Below are 18,944 nucleotides of genomic sequence, written 5' to 3' on the forward strand. Positions count from 1 at the left end.
TTTTATTTATTTTTAGTTTTGTTTTGCAAATTGCAATTCTCCTTCGATTCTTACTTCATCGCTTACCAAAACACCTCCTGTTTCCAAAGCGGCATTCCAGTTAAGTCCGAAATCTTTTCTGTTGATTTTTCCTTTTACAGAAAAACCTAATTTTTCATTTCCCCAAGGGTCTTTGCTTACCCCTCCGAAATCTACCGCTAAAGCTACTTCTTTGGTAACATCTTTTATGGTAAGGTTTCCTACCAAAGTGAACTCGTCACTTGATTTTTTGGTAAGAGAAGTTCCTTCAAATTTCATTTCTGGGAAGTTTTCTACATCGAAGAAATCGGCACTACGCAAGTGGTTGTCTCTGTCTTCGTTGTTAGTAAAAATAGAAGTAGTTTTTACCTGTGCATTTACTTTTGAAGTAGCGAAATCTTCGCCAAGAATTTCCACTGAAAAATCTTTGAAACTTCCTTTTACATTAGAAATCATAAGGTGTTTTACCTTGAAATTCAATTCACTGTGAGCGGTATCTAATGACCATTTTACTGTTGACATATCTTCTTTAGTTTTAAATTCGGGGCAAAGGTAAGCGGTTTTTTACTCTCCGTCATTGATGTAAGTCAAGAAGTGATTTTTAGGCTTAAATTCGAAAAAATAAGTATATATTCTTCGTATTAAAAAGCTAATTGATTTATGTGAATAAAAAATGGAGAACTCAAAGTTGAGTTCTCCATTTTTTTATTATAATTATTTTTGAATGAGAGTGTTGATAAAATTATCTTCAAACTATGTATCTTAAAGACTTCCGCTTTCCATTTTCTTGAGAGTTTGTTTTATTTCCTCTTTCAATTCTTGTTCGTAGTCTTCTTGGCTGTTTTCAAGTATTTGAAACGCTTTACGTTGTGTTTCAATTGCTTTTTCTTTGTTGTTTGTGAAATAAAGCAAATGTGCGTATGTGTCTAAATAATGAGGATTTTCGCTCTCCAATTCTAAAGAGGTTTTGGACCACTTCAGAGCTTTTTCTAAAAGTGTTTTATTATTTCTATATTTTTCAACGATTTGCCAAGCGATGTTGTTACATTCATTAGCAAAGTTATTTTTGTAATATATCCAATCGTTGAATTGTTGCTTTGTATTTTGAGAATATACTTTGTCAAGAGACAGAATGATATTGGAAGCATCAGCAGAGGTCATCGTTTGATAGTAATCCTCAAAAAGGGTTATTTGTTCTTCGGGATAAAATTCTTCGAAGAATGGTTTTAGGTTTTCATAATCAAATACCTTTTTTTGTTTACCTTCAATGTAAGTTAGTTTTACTTTTTCGCTAAGTTCTGGTGAATCTTCCGCGATTTTGTTTAACACCGAAGTGACGATATCTGTATTAACGTTAATTGTTTCTAAGTTGATGTAATCTTCTTTTTTGTACAGATTATCGTTGTATGTTTGTATTTGCTCATAAAATTTGATTAAATACTGAGTTGCTTCCAAATCGGTTTTATCGTTTTTTCTCTTTATATCAAATAGTTTTTTGTAGTAGTTTTCGTGGTCGTAATATAAGCTGTACGTTTCATAATTCTTGCTCAACAAAGTTGCAAACGGAACATCGAGCTGGGTGTCTTTTTTATGAGCGTCTATTATTCTTTTCCAATGTTTGTCCGCTTGTTCAGGTGTTGATTTGAACTTGTACAAATTCTTGATGTCTTTAAAATTTTCAAGATATAATTCCCAATCTTTTGAATCTTTTTGTTCTTCATCATTGCTTTTCTCTCTGTAAACGTACAGAGGAATACTATTCGATGCCAGAGCTTTTAAGAAAACATTTTCTATTTGTGAAATGGTTGCTTTTTTGTTGCTGAAAACGTCATCAATTGCTTTGGCAATAAAAGCTCCTTCCAAAACTGAAATAAAAGAACTTCCTGCGTAAATATTATTTTTGACATTGCTTACTGTGTTTGGCTCGTGATATAAGATTTCGCCATTGTCGTTCAGACAGATAAACTGATTTTGCGTTTTGATATTCTTCTTTTTGAACCACTTTTCGTCTTTTTTGTCAGCAAAATAGAAATCAACGATATCATATTTTGAAAATTCATATTCATTGTAATAACTCAAGTCCGATTCATATTGTGAAATTAAATCATTGAACTCTTCTTTTGCTTTTTCGGTATTTTCGGGCTGATAGAAAACCAAAAGTAATTTGCTGTGTTTTTTGGCAGATTTTAGAGCGTCAGCCAGATTGTCCTTCACATCAAGTTTTACCTTTGTTTCCACAGATGAATAGATGGAATCCGATGGGAAATTCTCATCTTGTGAGTATGTTATATGTTCCCAGTTTTTAACTTCATCGGCAGAAGTCTTGTTTATATTTTTTCCATCGTTACGTTTTGATTTTTTTTCAAAGAGAACGTCATATTCACTATAAAAATCAAGTAACTGAATGCTTTGTTGTTGCTTGTTATACTTCCCTGCAATTTTCGGGACAGAAGCGTAAAGTCCCGATAAGGTAAAGAATACATCAACAGAAGAAATATCTTTTTTAATGGGAAACTTTTCGATGATAACACTTGCTTTTTTTTCCGAACTTGGCATTTGGGTAGCATTGACCAAATACAGGTTTTCTGTTTTAGGAATTTCAAAAGTTCCTAAGGAATAAATTGTTTCTCGGTTTTCAGTATATGCTTCTTTTGTTGTTTCATTGGCTGAAATTTTATCATACAGATTTTCGTATTTCACTTCGTTGTTTTCATCTTCATAACCAATGTACAAAAACTTCAGGTCGACGTGTTCATAATTTGAATTTAAGGTAACTTTCAGTGTGTTTTTGTTCCCTTTTTCTTTTTCCCGAACCACAAATGTAGATACGTTATCGAATGCAAAATCGATAGCGTTGTCTTTCCCCAATTCGTATTTTCCTGAAAGGATTACGATATCAAAGGTTTTATCCTCATTTATTTTTAATTTCAAGTCTTGGGTAAGTGAATTTGAATAATACGTTCCTTGTACGTTTTCAGTCTGTGCAATTGCCCCGAAAGACATCAAAATGCAGAATAATGTAAGTATTTTCTTCATAAAATGATTTTATTAGTATGACAAAACTACATAAAAATAAACAAACAGCAAAAATATCATCAGTAAGTTGATTAATAAAAAAGAAGTTATGAAATCTCATAACTTCTAAAATTGTTTTACTTTATAATTTTTCCATTTTTAAAATTCTGATTACTCGAAAAGGTTTTCCGCCCCTCCCGCAGAGATAATGAAAATCGGTTTGCAGGTAATACACTTTTACTTTCAAGTTATTTTCTTTGAATTTTTCATTAAAGTTATCCATCGCAAAAGTGTTTTCATCTATTTTGATAAGCCAACCACAACCATCTACTGCAGGACTTCCCCAATCAGTGATTTCTCCTTGTGCTATAAGTGTATCTTTGGGAAACACTTCCTCTTCTTTCTTACAGCACCCCATTACCACTAATAATAGCAGTATTAAAATTGTTTTTGTTTTCATTATGTTTTTATTTTCTTAAAATTATATTCTTTTCACGCTTTGGGGTTTTTACAATATGATATGGCTGATTCATTACAGCTCCATCTTTAATCGTTTTATTGATAAATACTTCAATATAATTCTTCAGTTCAACTATTTTTGTTATTGTTATATCCGAAGGACCTGAAGATTTAACTTCATCAAAAATAGCAATGATTTGATATTTTGAAAAATCAATCTCTTTCTCTGTTAAAGTATCAGATATGTTATTAATTTTACTCATATTAGATATTAAATCATTGAAATCACTTTGTGAAGATATAACAAAATTACTTTTGGTAATATATTCCTTTTCGTTGCCATACAAAGTTCCTTTTGCGATGGTCGTAAATGTTATATTTTCAATAGTCTCATTTATTCTTTTCCCACACGCTATTACCACCAGTAACAGCAGTATTAAAATTGTTTTTGTTTTCATTTTTTTTCGAATTAAAATTAATTGACACAAAAATACGAAATTATAAGATTAAAAAGGAAAATATTTATGTTAATTTTTTATAGTTATTATGCTATGCTTGATGTGTGATTTGTACTAAAGTTATTTTCTATTTTGTGAGTATTTTTGGGGTGGGGGATTGCAATCTACTTCGGTACGTTATATTGAATATGGCTTTTTTGCAAAATTCTAAAGCTAAAAAGAAGAAATATGTTTAGCAATAGGGTAAGAGTGATTGTAATATTAAAGTGTAAAAGTCAATAGCTATTATGAACAAAAAAACCGAATAGAAATTTCTATTCGGTTTTACCTTATGGTTTTCCTTTTTATGGTTTTTCTAACTTATATGTTCCTGTTTTGTTTTTTTCGTCAAGCGAAACAGTAACATTGTAAGTCCCTGCACTTGATTTGATGTTTTTTCCACCTAAGACAAGTTTTCCACTTTGTTCAGTGGCAGGTTCTACAGCAGAGTCTGCTCCGTAATTTTTATCCCATTTGTTATTCAATCGGAATTTGATTTGCCCATCTTTAAGAGTTACATTTTCAGCTTTCCAACTATTAGTACCTCCATCATAAAAAAGTTGAATATCTGTACCCTTGTCAGCATCCCAGCCATTGGCTCCATCACCAACTATTCCCCAAGAGTACTCTTCAATACTATATGTTTTAGCTTCTACATTCAAAAGAATTCTGTATGTACCTGCAGTTACTTTTATGTTATCGCCTCCGTCAGAAAGACTTCCATTGGCACCTCCTAAATTAACGTCCCATTTGTTATTTTTACGGAATTTAATATCTCCGTCTTTTAGAGTGATATAGGCTACATACTGAGTATCATCTCCTTCCAATTTCCAGAATGGAGTATCAGGTCCGTCCCAACCATTAGGTGTAGCACTTCCCACTACGCCCCATTCTGTTGGTGAGATAAGGTCTTTATAAGCAATTACTTTGAGTTTTTTTTCCGTAAAGCCTACGTGTTGATTCAAACCTAATTTTCTTTTAACGGCTACTGAAATTTCAGTTTCTTCACCTGTTTTAACATTGATGCCAAGCATTATTTTGTTCAGTTGAGCAACAGTAAACACAACAGGGGATTTTGAAGCTGTTTCCACCGCTGATTTTTTGCCATTAGTAAACACAATCTCATATATTGGTTTGGCTACATTTACATTTAGAGATGTACTTTCCCACGAAACAGTTAGTGCGGTCTCCTCTTTTTTATCCTTATCTAATGTAACACTTTCAGCAGAAAGGGTAGTGGTTACCTTTGCGTTGCCATCATAAGTGATTTTCTCATCTTTTTCGCAGCTTACTAACGTTAATGTTAGCAAACTCATAAGGTATATTATTTTTTTCATTTTTATATACGTTTAAATAAGTTGCCCGAGGAAAGTAATTACTCGGACAACTTTATGATGTTATTAATATCCAGCGTTTTGTTTTAAAACTCCTTTTGAAGCCAATATAATATTGGTAGGGATAGGGTACAAGTTTCGGTATGCGTCTACTCCCGTTCCGTTGGCTACTCCACCTTTAAATGGCCACACATAAGTTGATGAAGTGAAATGTCCGTAACGGATAAGGTCAGTACGACGGAAACCTTCCCAATAAAGCTCTCTGGAACGTTCATCAAGCACGTTTTCAATTGTCAAATTTGAAAGAGCGTTCGCTCCTGAACGTGTACGGAGTGCATTCACGTATTGCAAAGCATTTGCCTGATTTGTCCCTTTACGAACCGCAGCTTCAGCATAATTTAGGTAAATTTCACCCAGACGGATAAGTGCTACATCTGTATCTACAAATTGCCCTCCTGGGTCTTTCCCAAATTTACCTGCTGAGGTTAAGTTTTTGAACTTCATCACAGCATAACCTTCTTTAAAGTCCGAAACATTTGCGATTTCATATTTTTGTCCGTCAGTGAAGAACATTGCTCTTTTATCCGTCCAAGAAGTAGGTGGATTACCTGCACCTGAAAATTTTTCAACCAATGATTTGGTTGTGCGGATACCTGCCCAAGCACCTCCACTAACGCCAAAATCAGTTAGTTTCATTTTACCACCAATCGCAGCGTGAACAAGGAAAGTACTTCCAGCCCAAGTTTGTGAGTTGACTCCATCAAAATTAGCTGTAAAGATATTTTCATTTTGTGCTCCGTTAGTGTCATTATCAGCCAAGAACAAGTGTGAATAGCTGTTGTGTAACGCATATCCTGAGTTGATAACTTTCTCGCTATATGTGATACAATCATCGTAACGCTCTGTACCTGTGTATACTTCAGCATTTAAGTACAAACGTGAAAGCAATGCCCACGCAGCTACGACATCAACACGTCCGTATTCGTTACCTTTAGCAGGTTTTAGTTCACTTTCAATGGCTTTGAGTTCACTTTCGATGAATTCAAAAACCTCTTTACGAGTATTTTGCCCAGTAAGATTGTCTTGTACTTGAGTAAGAACAGGTACATTACCAAACAAATCCATCAAATGGTAATATGCATACGCTCTGATGAAACGTGCCTCAGCTACGCCATACTTTTTCATCTCTTCATTGGAACTATTTTCATTATTGGCAATGAATGAGTTAGCGAATGAAACGGATTGTGCCAATCGGTAGTACATCGCTTCAATAATTCCGTTGGAAGAAGACCAGTTCATATTGTGGAAATCAGGAACTCCAGGGTCAGACCACGCAACGATAGCATTGTCTGTTGGTAATTCTTGCATATAGAATAGCAAACGTGTGAATTGTGATGTACCTTCATCAAGTCCTTGAATGTCAGCTGCTCCGATAGGTCCTTGTTGCCCTGTCAAAACTAATGAGGCATATACCTTTGCTAAAGTTTGTTTAGCATATTCAGGATTAGTTTGTACTGAACTTGAGTTGATGCTATCGGGGTCGATAGATGGGTCTTGGTCAAGGTCTTTCATACAACCACTTAAGGTTAAAGCCAGTGCAAGACCAAAAATTTTATATGTACTAAATTTTTTCATCTTCTAAAAATTAATTTTTTGTTTAGAAATTTACATTGATACCCAATAGATACGTTCTTGGACGTGGATATACGTTGTTGTCAACGCCTCCAAATACTTCTGGGTCTAAACCTTTGTAATTGGTCAGTGTCAGAACGTTTTGTACTGTTCCATATATACGAATACCATATTTATCTTTAGGGAAGTTATATCCCAGAGTTACATTGTCAATCTTGAAGAAGGACCCATCGTGTAGGTACATATCGCTAAGTAGCGTTTCGGTAGTAGTTGCAGATAATAAAGTATCGTAGTACGATGTTGTAGTGTTACGTAAAATATTGTCGCTATACACTCTACTTAAAGCAGCTCTTGATGAAGATACGTTATCGTACACATAGTTTCCTAAACTAGCACGTGTAGCGATGTTCAAATCCCAGTTTTTGTAGTTCAGATTGGTGGTAAGCCCCATTGTTACGTCAGCATATGGTGATTTACCCATATAGCGGTCATCTTCAGTGATTTTGCCGTCGTTATTTCTGTCCACATATGCTCCTTCAATAGGGAATCCTTTATTGTCATATACCTGTTGATATAGGAAGAAAGTGTAAGGAGCATATCCTTCCTGATGGCGTTGTACGGTGTTTCCAGTACCGCCACTAATTCCTCCTACGTTTTGCAAGTTGGTAAGGCGTGTGATTTTATTATCGTTGTAGGCAATGTTGTAGCTCAATGTCCAATTAATATCATCAGTGCGAACAGGAACAACGTTCAATAAGAATTCAATTCCTTTATTCTCCATATCACCAATGTTGCTCGAAATGCGGCTTCCGTAGTTGGTAAATGGAGCTACGTTGCTTTCAGCGATAAGGTCTTTAGTAAGTTTTCGATATACATCAATGCTACCTGATACACGATTTTGCCAGAAGCCATAATCAATACCTGCATTAAGTGTGTTACCTACTTCCCAACGTAAGTTTTTATTCAAACTCTCAGGACGAGCTGTTGGTACAAACTGATTTCCGAATTGATAGTAAGCCCCTTGATTCACACTTCCTACATAACGAGTAAGGAATAGATAATCTCCCAATCCGTTTACGTTACCTACTTCTCCGTATCCCAAACGTAATTTCAATTCATTAACATTTTCGCTTTCTTTTAGGAAAGATTCATTTTTAGCATTCCAAGCCAAAGCCACTGAAGGGAAGTATCCCCAACGGTCGTCAGGATTTAGCTTTGATGAAGCATCGGCACGAAGTGTTGCAGTAAGCATATAACGATTGTCAAAGCTATAGTTGGCTCTTCCGAAGAAAGAAATTAGAACATTTCGGCTTTTGTCAATTACAGGAATAATCAAATCATTTTTGCCTTTAAAATATTGTGTTTGATTTGAATCATTGGTAAACTCAAATTTTTGGTATGAATGCCCAGCCATAAATGAGATTGAATGTTTGTCCAAGTCTTTCATATAGTTGGCATACGCATCAAAAAGCATATTAACGGCTTTGTTTCCGTAGATGGTAGTAACTCCGTTAAAATCAGTTGAAGAGTTTGGCATTTTAGGGTCGGTAATGTCTTTTCCGTCACTTTTGGTTATATCAACCCCTGCATTGATAGTAGCTGTAATATCCTTAAAGAAAGGTAACGTATAATCCAATTTCAAATTGGAAATCAATCGTTTTACATCGGCAGTATTGTTTCTTAGGTTTAATAAAGCCATTGGGTTTACTGGGGCCGTGTTGCTCTGTGAGCCACTACTTGCGTCTAACCAAGAAAAATATCCATCGTATTTAGTGGAATTGATGCGAACAGGTTGTGTTGGGTCGAATTCTATAGCCGAACCAATAGCACCTCTTTCAGCAAAGCGGTTTTTTACAAATGAACCTGAAACGTTCAATTCTGTTTTTAATGAATTGTCAAAAAATCGTGGTGTTAGCGAAAGTTTGGCTGTTCCACGTTGGAATTTATCTGTTTTCAAAACCCCATCAGCATAGGTGTGTCCTAACGAAAGACGATATGGTATTGAGGCTAAGTTTCCTGAGATGCCCACCGTTGTGTTTGTAGTTGGAGCTACTTGGTAAATTTCCTTTTGCCAATTAGTTGAAGCATTACCCAAAATAGCTTTTTGGGTTGCATTTCCTGTTTTGTTTACCAATGCACGAAATTCATCTGCTGAAAGTAAATTTACGTAGTCAGAAACTTCTGAAATTGAAATGCTTGAATTTACAGAAACTTGTGTCTCTTGATTAGCTCTTCCTTTTTTGGTAGTAATCATAATAACCCCATTGGCAGCACGAGAACCATAAATAGCTGTTGATGAGGCATCTTTCAAAACGGTCATACTTTCAATATCATCAGGATTGATGTCATTTAAAATATTTCTCGCTCCTCCGATAGCTCCGTCGTTCATCGGAACACCATCAACTACCACAAGTGGATTAGAGTTTAACGTCAAAGACCCCGTACCACGAACGCGAATGTTTTGCCCATCACCAGGAGCACCACCTCCCGAAGTAATTTGAACACCTGCAACCTTACCTTGCAATAAATCACCAGCAGAAAGGTTTTGCCCTTTGTTGAAATCTTTGGTTGTTACCAAGTTTACAGAACCAGTAACATCTTTCTTCTTAGCAACTCCATATCCGATAACGACTACATCTTCAAGTTGTTGTGTGTCTTCTTGTAAATTAACATTAATAGTTTGGTTTTCGCTTTTTACCAAAACTTCTTGATTTTTAAAGCCAATATAGGAGAATACCAATATTTGCCCCTTTTCAGCTTTAAGTTCATACATACCGTCAAAATCTGTGGCTGTTCCGTGCGTAGTCCCTTTCACAACGATACTTACTCCTGGTAGAGGGTCGCCCGTAGCAGCGTCTTTGACTGTTCCTTTTACAATTTGTTGGGCATACAACCCTACAGAAACGAAAAGAAACAAAAACAAAGTACATACATTTGATACTTTCATAAATAATTCCTTAACAATTAAACAAAATATTATAACAATTCTACTTCTCGGTTGTAAAAGTACAACTTTTTTTATTCCGAAAAATTTCTTCTCGAAACAAATCGAAACGAAAACGATTTAGTGTGAATAACTTTTGCTCTTTTTAACGTATTGTACTGATGTTTTTAAATTACTAAACTGAGCTTAAAATATTTCCTTTTTGGACTTACAACAGAAACAGCTATCTTTGCGATTCTAATCAAAATTAAATTTCAATGAATAAATACATATTTGCAGTATTCCTTTTGGGAGTTTTTACTTTTTCAAAAGCTCAAAACACTTCATATTGGCAACAACAAGCCAATTATGAAATGGAAATTGATATGGACGTCAAGAATTTTCAATACAAAGGAAAGCAAAAACTTACTTACACGAACAACTCTTCTGATACACTTCAGGTGGTTTTTTATCATCTTTATTTGAACGCCTTTCAGCCAGGTAGCGAAATGGACGCTCGTTTGCAATCCATCACAGACCCTGACCGCCGAATGGTTGTTAACAAAGGAACGAAAGAAAATCCGATATATGAAAGTAGAATAGCTTCACTTAAGCCTAATGAAATAGGATATATCCACGTGAAATCACTTACACAAAACGGAGAAAGCGTTTCACACAAAACGGAAGGTACAATACTGAAAGTAAATCTGAAAAATCCTATCTTGCCTAACTCAAAAGTTATTTTTGATATGGAGTTTGAAGCACAAGTGCCTGTAATGATTCGCCGTACAGGAAGAAATAGCAGAGATGGTGTGGCTCTTTCAATGGCACAATGGTATCCAAAAATTGCTGCTTACGACTACAGAGGTTGGCACCCAACAGAGTACATTGTTCGTGAATTTTATGGTGTTTGGGGAAATTTCGATGTTAAAATTACCATTGATAAAAATTATATACTTGGAGGTTCGGGAGTGTTACAAAACAATAATGAAATTGGGTTTGGTTACGAAAACGAAGGAGTGAAAGTTCCGAAAGCCAAAGGAAAAACAAAAACTTGGCATTTTGTAGCTAAAAATGTACACGATTTTACGTGGGCTGCTGATATGGAATTCAAGCACGATAAAGTTGCTTTGAAAGATGGAAAAGTATTTCATTTTCTTTATAAGAAATACGATGAAAATTGGCGAAAAATGCAACCAGAGTTGGTGAAAGTTTTTGATTTTTTCAATGAGATTGTAGGAAAGTATCCTTGGGAGCAATATTCATTTATTCAGGGGGGTGATGGTGGAATGGAATATGCAATGTGTACATTGGTCGCTGGTGGAGAAAAATATGAATCTGTTTTAGGAACTTCTATTCACGAACTTGCTCACGCTTGGTTTCAACATTTATTAGCCACTGATGAAAGCTCATATGCTTGGATGGATGAGGGTTTCACTTCCTTCATAGAAGATTTGGCTATGCATAGTATAATATCACCCGATAGTAAGGGGAATCCTTTCCAGAATTCCTATACAAGTTATTACGAATTAGTCAAATCAGGATTGGAAGAACCCGCTACCACACACGCTGACAGATTTGATAAAAACTTTTCTTATTCAGTTATGGCATATAGTAAAGGTTTGTTGTTTCTAACTCAATTAGGATACATAATGGGTGAACAGAATGTTATCAAATCACTACAAAAATTTTATAAAGATTTTGCATTTAAAAACCCTACACCGAATGACTTTATTCGTGTAGCTGAAAAAGTATCAGGAATGCAATTGCAATGGTTCCTAAATGAATTTATCGGAACAACTCACACAGCTGATTATGCTATTGAAAGTGTAAAACCAAAGGGAGATAAAACTGAAATTACTTTACGAAGAATAGGTAGATTGCCTCTGCCTGTGGATTTGTTTGTGATTGAAAAAAGTAAAAAAATACACTACTATCACATTCCGCTGCGGATGACCTTTGGAAATAAGGAAAACCCTTATAAATCTTATCAACAACATATACTATCATCTTGGGGTTGGGCAAATCTGACGTATACCTTTGAAGTTGATTTACCTATGCAAGAACTTGAAAGTATAATTATTGATCCTTTTAATATTTCAGTTGATATTAACAAAGAAAATAACGTATTTAATAATTAGTATTTGTGTCAAAAAGCAACGACTTTTCTTTTCCTAAATCGGAAAAACTATGTAAACTAAAGTACATTCAACAATTATTTTCAGAGGGAAAAAGTGTGCAAAATTATCCTCTGAAAATGATTTACTTTCCGCTTGAAAATGATTTAGATTCCCAATTTCAGGTACTTATCAGTGTTCCTAAAAGGCAATTCAAAAAAGCTGTCCATCGAAATCGCATTAAACGGCTTATTCGTGAAAGTTATCGTTTGCAGAAACATTTCTTGAGTGAAGCTACTTCTGAAAAATATGTTCTGGCACTAATTTTTACAGGAAAAGAAATGGCAGATTATCAAACCATTTATAAGAGTGTCTCTGCTTGTTTTGAGAAGTTTGGAAAAGCTATTTTACCAGAATAATAAATAAAAAATCACCCAAAAACAGGGTGATTTTTTATTGTTAATTTTGAATATAAACTTATGAAAACTAATATCCCTTAGCTTTTTGAGCTTCCTTTAATTTAGGATTTCTGTCAATAGCAGAAATAGGGAAAGGTAAACGAACGTACTTGTCTTCCCAACGACGTTTTTGAGCCAATTCTCCCTGAATGCTATGAATATCTTTCATTACCTGAGAAGAAATTCCCCAACGACGAATATCATTCCAACGATGTCCTTCACAGGCCAATTCAATACGACGTTCATTACGGATAACGTCACGCATTGCTTCTTTTGATAGCCCCGCTGTTACATCTGGCATTCCTACTCTATTTCGGATTTTGTTCAAAGCATCATAAACACTACCATCTGCCCCAACTATTTCGTTTTCAGCTTCGGCATACATTAGTAGAATTTCAGCATAACGAATAAGCGGAAAATCATTTGATTTTCTGTATATAGTTTCATTGGGGTCAACCATTTTTCTGTAATTATAACCTGTTTTAGAGGTGTTGTTGGCCTTTCCATTGTTTTGCCAAACAAATGTGTTATCACCTAAAACGGAATTCCAAATAGCTCCTGGATACAGAATAGAGGCATACAGACGTGTATCACGATTTTTGAATTCCTCTAAATATGCAGAATTAAATTTTCCATCATTATAGTTGGCTTTTCTTTCGCTGTCTGTTGGAGGGGTAAAGCTTGTTCCATCTGCTTTCCAATAAGCATTTACCATATCTACTGTAGGAGTGATAGAACTCCAACCACCACCAGCATTACTTGATAGTAAGTACAAACTTATATAATTAAAATTATCTTCTATGAATTCTTGATTTAAAATAACTTCTTCGTTATTCTTGTTTTCGTCCCAAAACAATTTTTCGTAACTACGAAGCCCATCGTAGAATTTCTGTTTGTGAGTGTTATCAGTAAATGTTATAAAAGTTGAATAATCATCCTTTTCTTCACTAAGATTTGCTTTTAACTTAAATAAATCATACCCCATATTCATAATGGCTTTGGTAGCCTCCACAACTTCTGCATATTGCTCATAGAACAAGTGTACACGTGCTTTGATTGTGTAACCAGCAGCTTGTCCCAAACGGCTTTTTACAGAAGGAGCAGTTGGTAAATCAGGAATGCTTTCAGTAAGCTCATTGATTACGAAGTTAATAACTTCTTTTTCAGAAGTTGGGGCTACTTGTCCTTCTTCAGTTTCAGAAATATAGTTTTTAATTAGGGGAACATCTCCAAATTTGGAAGCTAAATTAAAATAAAACCACGCTCGAAGTGTACGTACTTCTGCTTTTGTTTGTTTTTTTAGAGCATCAGAAACGGGAGCGTTGTCTATATTTTCCAAAAAATAATTAAAGCGACGAAGACCTATAAAGCTATATCCAAAATCATCATTATCAGTGATATCTCCAGCAGATGCTATTGTAGCTTTACTTTCCCAAGGATATTGGCAGTATGAGTTGTCGGCATAACCATCGTTATAGGCATTATACACACTTGCAGGAATGTATGCATAACACCCCATCAAGGCAAGTTTTACATCATTTTCTGATTTCCAGAAACTATCTGAAAAGATTTTATCTTGAGGTTCTTTATCTAAATTACAACCTGTGGCGAACAAGGCTATAAATAAAGGTATTATATGTTTTAATTTCATAATGATTCTTTTTAAAATGATACATTTACTCCGAAGATAATATTCTTCATATTAGGATATGTGCCACGTTGTGAAGGAGCTTCTGGGTCAAAGTCTTTCAGGCGTTTGTCAGCTCGGAAAGTAATTAGGTTTGTTCCTGATAGATAGAAACGCACCTTTTGGAAACCTATGAGTTGGCTTACTTCTTGTGGCATTGTGTATCCTAAGATAATACTTTTTATACGGAAATAATCCGCATCATACAACCAAAATGATGAGGTTCTGGTATTATGATTGTTAGCTGAGGTAATAAGTAAACGAGGATAATTAGCATTAGGATCAGGATTTTGCGTTGTCCAACGTCCTAAGTGATATTCTTTTGCTCCTGCTCCATTAAAAAATGCTTGTGATGCCTCTTCTGATAGATATACAAGCACATCTCTTACCCCTTGTCCCTGTACTGAAAAGTCAAATCCTTTATAGGAAACATCAAAACCTAACCCATAAGTAAAATAAGGTACATCGTTTCCTAAAATTGTGCGGTCATCGGCATCAAACTTGCCATTTTTGTCAGTATCTGCGTATTTTATATCTCCAGGTTCAGTTGCTGCATCTTGTTTCACGTGATTTTTGACATCTTCACTATCTCTGAATAGGCCAAGAGCTTTGTAGCCGTAAAAAGAACCAATAGCTTCACCTTCTTTAAGAATAAAATTACCATTTACTTGGTTGTCTTGTCCGTTTAAATCAATAATTTTGTTCCATATTTTGGAAATATTTCCAGAAATACCATATTTGAAATCTCCAATACTTCCTCTGTAAGAAACCAAGGCTTCAATACCTTTGTTAGAAACCTTTCCTGCATTTTTAGCTGCCCTTTCATCTAAATTTCTATTGGTTAACAAGCCTAATTCATAAGGTTGAGGCATTTTAAGCAAAATGTCAGTAGTTAATTTGTCAAAAACATCTAGCTGAATGTTCAATGAGTTTTTAAAAAATGAAGCATCAAGTCCTAAATTGGTCATTGTAACAGTTTCCCAAGTTAGATTTTTGTTTACTTGAATGGAAGGCCAAACTCCATCATTTTTCACTCCATCAGTGACGTATGCAGAACCAACTCCAAGAGCATCATAATAATCGTAATAACCCACATTGTCAACATTTCCTAATTTACCCCACGAAGCTCGTAATTTTAAATCAGAAAGCCATTCAATATTCTTCATAAAACTTTCTTGTGAAATGCGATATGCTGCTGAAAATGAAGGAAAAACTCCTAATCTATTTTCTTTTGGAAATTGCGAAGATTGGTCAGCACGAACGTTGGCTTCAAATAGGTATTTTCCATCGTAATTGTATTTTAATCGACCAAAATACGATAAGAAGGCACGTTCTTGGATTCTTCCGTCATTACCTAAATTTTCCGCTTTTCCTGAACCTGAATTGATGGAGTTCAAATTGTTATTCGGGAAATCTTTCCGTGATGCTTCAAGCCACTCATAACGGTAGTCTTCGTATTGTGTACCACCCATCAGTGAAAAATTATGATTGTTCAAAGAGAAATCGTAATTGGCATATACCTGTGAGGTAAGATTTTTTACGTGTTCCCATTTTTTTGTCATTTTATTGATGGTCTGACCATCGGTTCCTTTCATAGGCTTTTTAGAGATGAAACCTGTGAGCTGTCCTACTTTATTTTTAAATTCGGTGTCTCTCTTGTCAAAAGTTCTGTATGAAAGCTGTCCTGTGATATTTAAACCTTTTATGGGCTTCCATATGGCGTTGATTGAGCCGTTAAATCGAGTTGCTATGTAATCCTTACGACCGTATTCTGCGGCTTTTCTAAGTGGGTTGTTTTCTGCTAACACTGTACTTTCGTTACCTCCAGTTACGGTTCCCCAGCTTCCATCAGTATGACGAGCTACGGTTAGTGGCGTCATTCTGTCCAAATCTGTAATGGAGAAATTACCATCTCTGTTAAAGTAATCCTGTACATATGAGATGTTTGTGCCTAAGGTGAATTTGTCAGTAAAATCACGTTCTGTATTAGCTCTAAAGCTATATCTGTCCAACAAACGCCCCTTCACTACAGACTCTTGCTCATAGAAAGTTCCACTAACAAAATAACGTGTTTTCCCACCTCCAGAAATATTGATATTGTGTTCTTGAATAGGAATATGTTTTCTGAAAACTAATGAATACCAATCGTTATTTGGATATAAATCAGGTGAATCTTGAGCTACAATTCTGTCAATAGCTTTTTGGTCATAAATTGCGTCTTTACCTGCGTTAATATTAGCTTCATTAAGAAGAGTTGCATAATTATATGAATTTAGTTTTTTCGGAAGAATAGTAGGTGATTGGAAACCATAATATCCATTATAAGAAATACTAGCTTTTCCTTCTTTTCCTTTCTTAGTAGTTACTAGAAAAACCCCGTGAGCTGCTCTTGCTCCGTAAATTGCTGACGCTGCGGCATCTTTCAATACACTGATACTTTCAATATCTCCTGTATAAATTCGTTGAAAATCTCCTTCACTTACTGGAATACCATCAACTATATACAAAGGTGCTGCAGTTCCTAAGCTACCTCGTCCGCGCACATTGATGTTCCCCATATCATTGCCGATGTCACCAGGGCGAGAAATAATAGTTACCCCTGGGGCAACTCCTTGAAGTGCATTGGTAAGCGATGTGGTGGCTTTCCCTTCAATGGTTTCTGCTTTAACCGTATTTACTGTCCCCGTAAGATTGGCTTTCTTCTGAGTTCCGTAACCTATAACTACAACATCATCAAGCTCTTGTGCATCTTCTTGTAGTACAACGTTAATGATTTGTGTTTTTCCTCCCGTCACTTTTTGAGTTTGGGTTTGAAAACCTATGAAACTAAATTCGAGTATATCACCCTGCTTAGCTTCAATTTCGTAGTTCCCATCAAAATCGGAACTCACTCCTTTCGTAGTCCCTTTTACCGTAACATTGGCTCCCGGTAACGGACTATTCATTCCATCTGTAACTTTTCCTGTTACTTTCACTTGTGCTGACATTGGTAGAGCTAAAATCAACACAAGTAATGTGAGTAAATGTCTGAACATACCTTGATTGTTTTAATTTGTTGATTAATAATATATGTTTTTCGTTTTCAAAATACGACAGACAAAGCTATGAAAAATTTTCTTAAAAAAATTATTTTGGTTTCTATTTTTATGAAAAAAGTAATTGTTTAGAAACAAAACGAAATTTTAAAGTTTCGATTTAGAAACTTTTCTTCTGTTTCTAAGAGAAAATTTCATCAAATTTGTATGTTTCATTGAGTCGTACACCAACTTCGGTTCGTTTTACTGTGCAGATTTCGTGATGGGCATCGTGTTCCAAAAATAGATAGTATTCGTTTTCAGCAGCTTCTTTTAGGAAAAGTTCTTTTTCAGCAATGGTCAATAAGGGGCGTGTGTCATATCCCATAACGTATGGCAATGGAATGTGACCTATTGTTGGTAGTAAATCGGCTACAAAAACTAATTTTTTTCCTTGATAATCAATGTATGGGAGCATTTGTTTTTCTGTATGACCATCTACAAAAAGGATATCAAAACCTAATTCGCTATTTTGTAAAAAAGTTTTCTTTTGATTATCAATAAAATGTAGCTGACCACTTTCTTCCATTGGTAAAATATTTTCTTTTAGGAAAGAAGCCTTTTCACGAGCATTGGGTTTAGTTGCCCATTGCCAATGTTTTTCATTTGTCCAAAATCGGGCGTTTTTGAAGGCTGGTTCGTAACCTGTTCGGTCTTTATTCCATTGGATTGACCCTCCACAATGGTCAAAGTGCAAGTGTGTCATAAAAACATCAGTGATATCATCACGATGAAATCCTACTTTCCTCAATGAATCATCTAAATTGGCTTTTCCCCAAAGTGCATAATATCCAAAAAATTTATTGGATTGTTTGTTGCCCATTCCTGTGTCAATCAAAATCAGTCGATTACCATCTTCTATAAGCATACATCGAGCAGATAAATCAATTTGATTATTAGCGTCTGCTGGGTTTGTTTTTTGCCAAATAGTTTTAGGAACAACACCAAACATTGCTCCTCCGTCTAGCTTAAAATTCACTGTTTCAATAGGATATATTTTCATAATGGTGTGTTTAAATTTGAAAAATTTTTTATTTCAACAAAGAAGCAATAATTTTAGGAAAATGTTCATATTCAAGCTGATGTATTTTTTCTGCCAATGTTTCAGGTGTATCGTTTGCTGACACTTCTGTTTTGGTTTGAAAAATAATTGTGCCTTCATCATAATTTTCATTTACATAATGAATTGTGATGCCACTTTCTGGTTCTCTGTTTTCGATAACTGACTGATGTACAAAGCCTCCATACATTCCTTTTCCGCCATATTTTGGTAATAATGACGGGTGAATATTGATAATTTTATTAGGAAAATTTTTAATGATATTTTCAGGAAATTTCCATAGAAAACCAGCCAAAATAATTAAGTCAGGATTTTGACTTTGGATAATGTCAAGTACAATTTCCGAATGGTAAAACGCTTGTCTGTCAAAAACAATCGACGGAATTTGCAAACGTTTAGCCCGTTCCAAAACACCAGCTTTAGGGTTGTTGGAAAGTATCAAACTTACTTGAATATTTTTATCATCTTTAAAAAAAGTTGCTATTCGCTCCGCATTACTACCTGAACCAGATGCAAAAATGATGATTTTTTTCATATGTACTTAATTGAAAATCAATAGTGAAATTATCTGATATTATTTCTCTTTCTGTAAGAGAAACGCATACGAACACAAAGGTATAAAAAGATATTAACAAAACATAAATCTGTGTAAAAAATAAGAAGATAATTA

13 protein-coding genes are annotated in these 18,944 nt (G+C 34.9%); 2 read left to right on the forward strand and 11 right to left on the reverse strand.

What is annotated here, in order from left to right:
- Positions 1 to 12 precede the first annotated feature (12 nt).
- The 7 genes from YW9_RS0100505 to YW9_RS0100535 all read right to left on the reverse strand — a co-directional run bounded on the left by YW9_RS0100505 (position 13) and on the right by YW9_RS0100535 (position 9,902).
- Positions 13 to 540, reverse strand: coding sequence for a YceI family protein (locus YW9_RS0100505; protein WP_018278214.1), 528 nt, complete (start codon positions 538 to 540; stop codon positions 13 to 15).
- A 240-nt stretch (positions 541 to 780) separates the two neighbouring features.
- On the reverse strand, positions 781 to 3,054 hold the full coding sequence (locus YW9_RS0100510) for a hypothetical protein (protein WP_026193695.1): 2,274 nt from the start codon (positions 3,052 to 3,054) through the stop codon (positions 781 to 783).
- A gap of 121 nt (positions 3,055 to 3,175) precedes the next feature.
- On the reverse strand, positions 3,176 to 3,493 hold the full coding sequence (locus YW9_RS0100515; RefSeq protein WP_018278216.1) for a hypothetical protein: 318 nt from the start codon (positions 3,491 to 3,493) through the stop codon (positions 3,176 to 3,178).
- Positions 3,494 to 3,500: 7 nt separating this feature from the next.
- Positions 3,501 to 3,950, reverse strand: coding sequence for a hypothetical protein (locus tag YW9_RS12315; protein WP_018278217.1), 450 nt, complete (start codon positions 3,948 to 3,950; stop codon positions 3,501 to 3,503).
- 344 nt (positions 3,951 to 4,294) lie between these two features.
- Positions 4,295 to 5,326: a SusE domain-containing protein gene (locus YW9_RS0100525; RefSeq protein WP_018278218.1), complete on the reverse strand. Its 1,032-nt coding sequence runs from the start codon at positions 5,324 to 5,326 to the stop codon at positions 4,295 to 4,297.
- Between the two features lie 63 nt (positions 5,327 to 5,389).
- A complete protein-coding gene (locus tag YW9_RS0100530) occupies positions 5,390 to 6,958 on the reverse strand; it encodes a RagB/SusD family nutrient uptake outer membrane protein (protein ID WP_018278219.1) in 1,569 nt (522 codons plus the stop codon).
- 22 nt (positions 6,959 to 6,980) lie between these two features.
- Complete coding sequence (locus YW9_RS0100535; protein WP_018278220.1) at positions 6,981 to 9,902, reverse strand: SusC/RagA family TonB-linked outer membrane protein; 2,922 nt, start codon at positions 9,900 to 9,902, stop codon at positions 6,981 to 6,983.
- A gap of 254 nt (positions 9,903 to 10,156) precedes the next feature.
- On the opposite strand from YW9_RS0100535, the gene YW9_RS0100540 reads away from it, so the two are divergent.
- Together YW9_RS0100540 and rnpA are read left to right on the forward strand one after the other, a co-directional pair.
- Positions 10,157 to 12,019, forward strand: coding sequence for a M1 family metallopeptidase (locus YW9_RS0100540; RefSeq protein WP_018278221.1), 1,863 nt, complete (start codon positions 10,157 to 10,159; stop codon positions 12,017 to 12,019).
- A gap of 5 nt (positions 12,020 to 12,024) precedes the next feature.
- Entirely contained in the window at positions 12,025 to 12,414 is a 390-nt protein-coding gene (gene rnpA, locus YW9_RS0100545; RefSeq protein WP_018278222.1) for a ribonuclease P protein component, read from the forward strand.
- Between the two features lie 67 nt (positions 12,415 to 12,481).
- Here the strand turns inward: rnpA and YW9_RS0100550 are convergent, their stop codons facing one another.
- The 4 genes from YW9_RS0100550 to purN all read right to left on the reverse strand — a co-directional run bounded on the left by YW9_RS0100550 (position 12,482) and on the right by purN (position 18,809).
- A complete protein-coding gene (locus tag YW9_RS0100550) occupies positions 12,482 to 14,104 on the reverse strand; it encodes a RagB/SusD family nutrient uptake outer membrane protein (RefSeq protein WP_018278223.1) in 1,623 nt (540 codons plus the stop codon).
- An 11-nt stretch (positions 14,105 to 14,115) separates the two neighbouring features.
- Positions 14,116 to 17,175 (reverse strand): SusC/RagA family TonB-linked outer membrane protein, encoded by a 3,060-nt coding sequence (locus YW9_RS0100555; protein ID WP_026193696.1) that lies wholly within the window; start codon positions 17,173 to 17,175, stop codon positions 14,116 to 14,118.
- A 181-nt stretch (positions 17,176 to 17,356) separates the two neighbouring features.
- On the reverse strand, positions 17,357 to 18,217 hold the full coding sequence (locus YW9_RS0100560) for an MBL fold metallo-hydrolase (RefSeq protein WP_018278225.1): 861 nt from the start codon (positions 18,215 to 18,217) through the stop codon (positions 17,357 to 17,359).
- Between the two features lie 28 nt (positions 18,218 to 18,245).
- The gene (gene purN, locus YW9_RS0100565; RefSeq protein WP_018278226.1) at positions 18,246 to 18,809 is read right to left on the reverse strand and encodes a phosphoribosylglycinamide formyltransferase; all 564 of its coding nucleotides are present in this window, start codon (positions 18,807 to 18,809) and stop codon (positions 18,246 to 18,248) included.
- Positions 18,810 to 18,944: the final 135 nt, after the last annotated feature.

It is taken from the genome of Capnocytophaga cynodegmi DSM 19736, from assembly GCF_000379185.1.
GTDB classification, from domain to species: domain Bacteria; phylum Bacteroidota; class Bacteroidia; order Flavobacteriales; family Flavobacteriaceae; genus Capnocytophaga; species Capnocytophaga cynodegmi.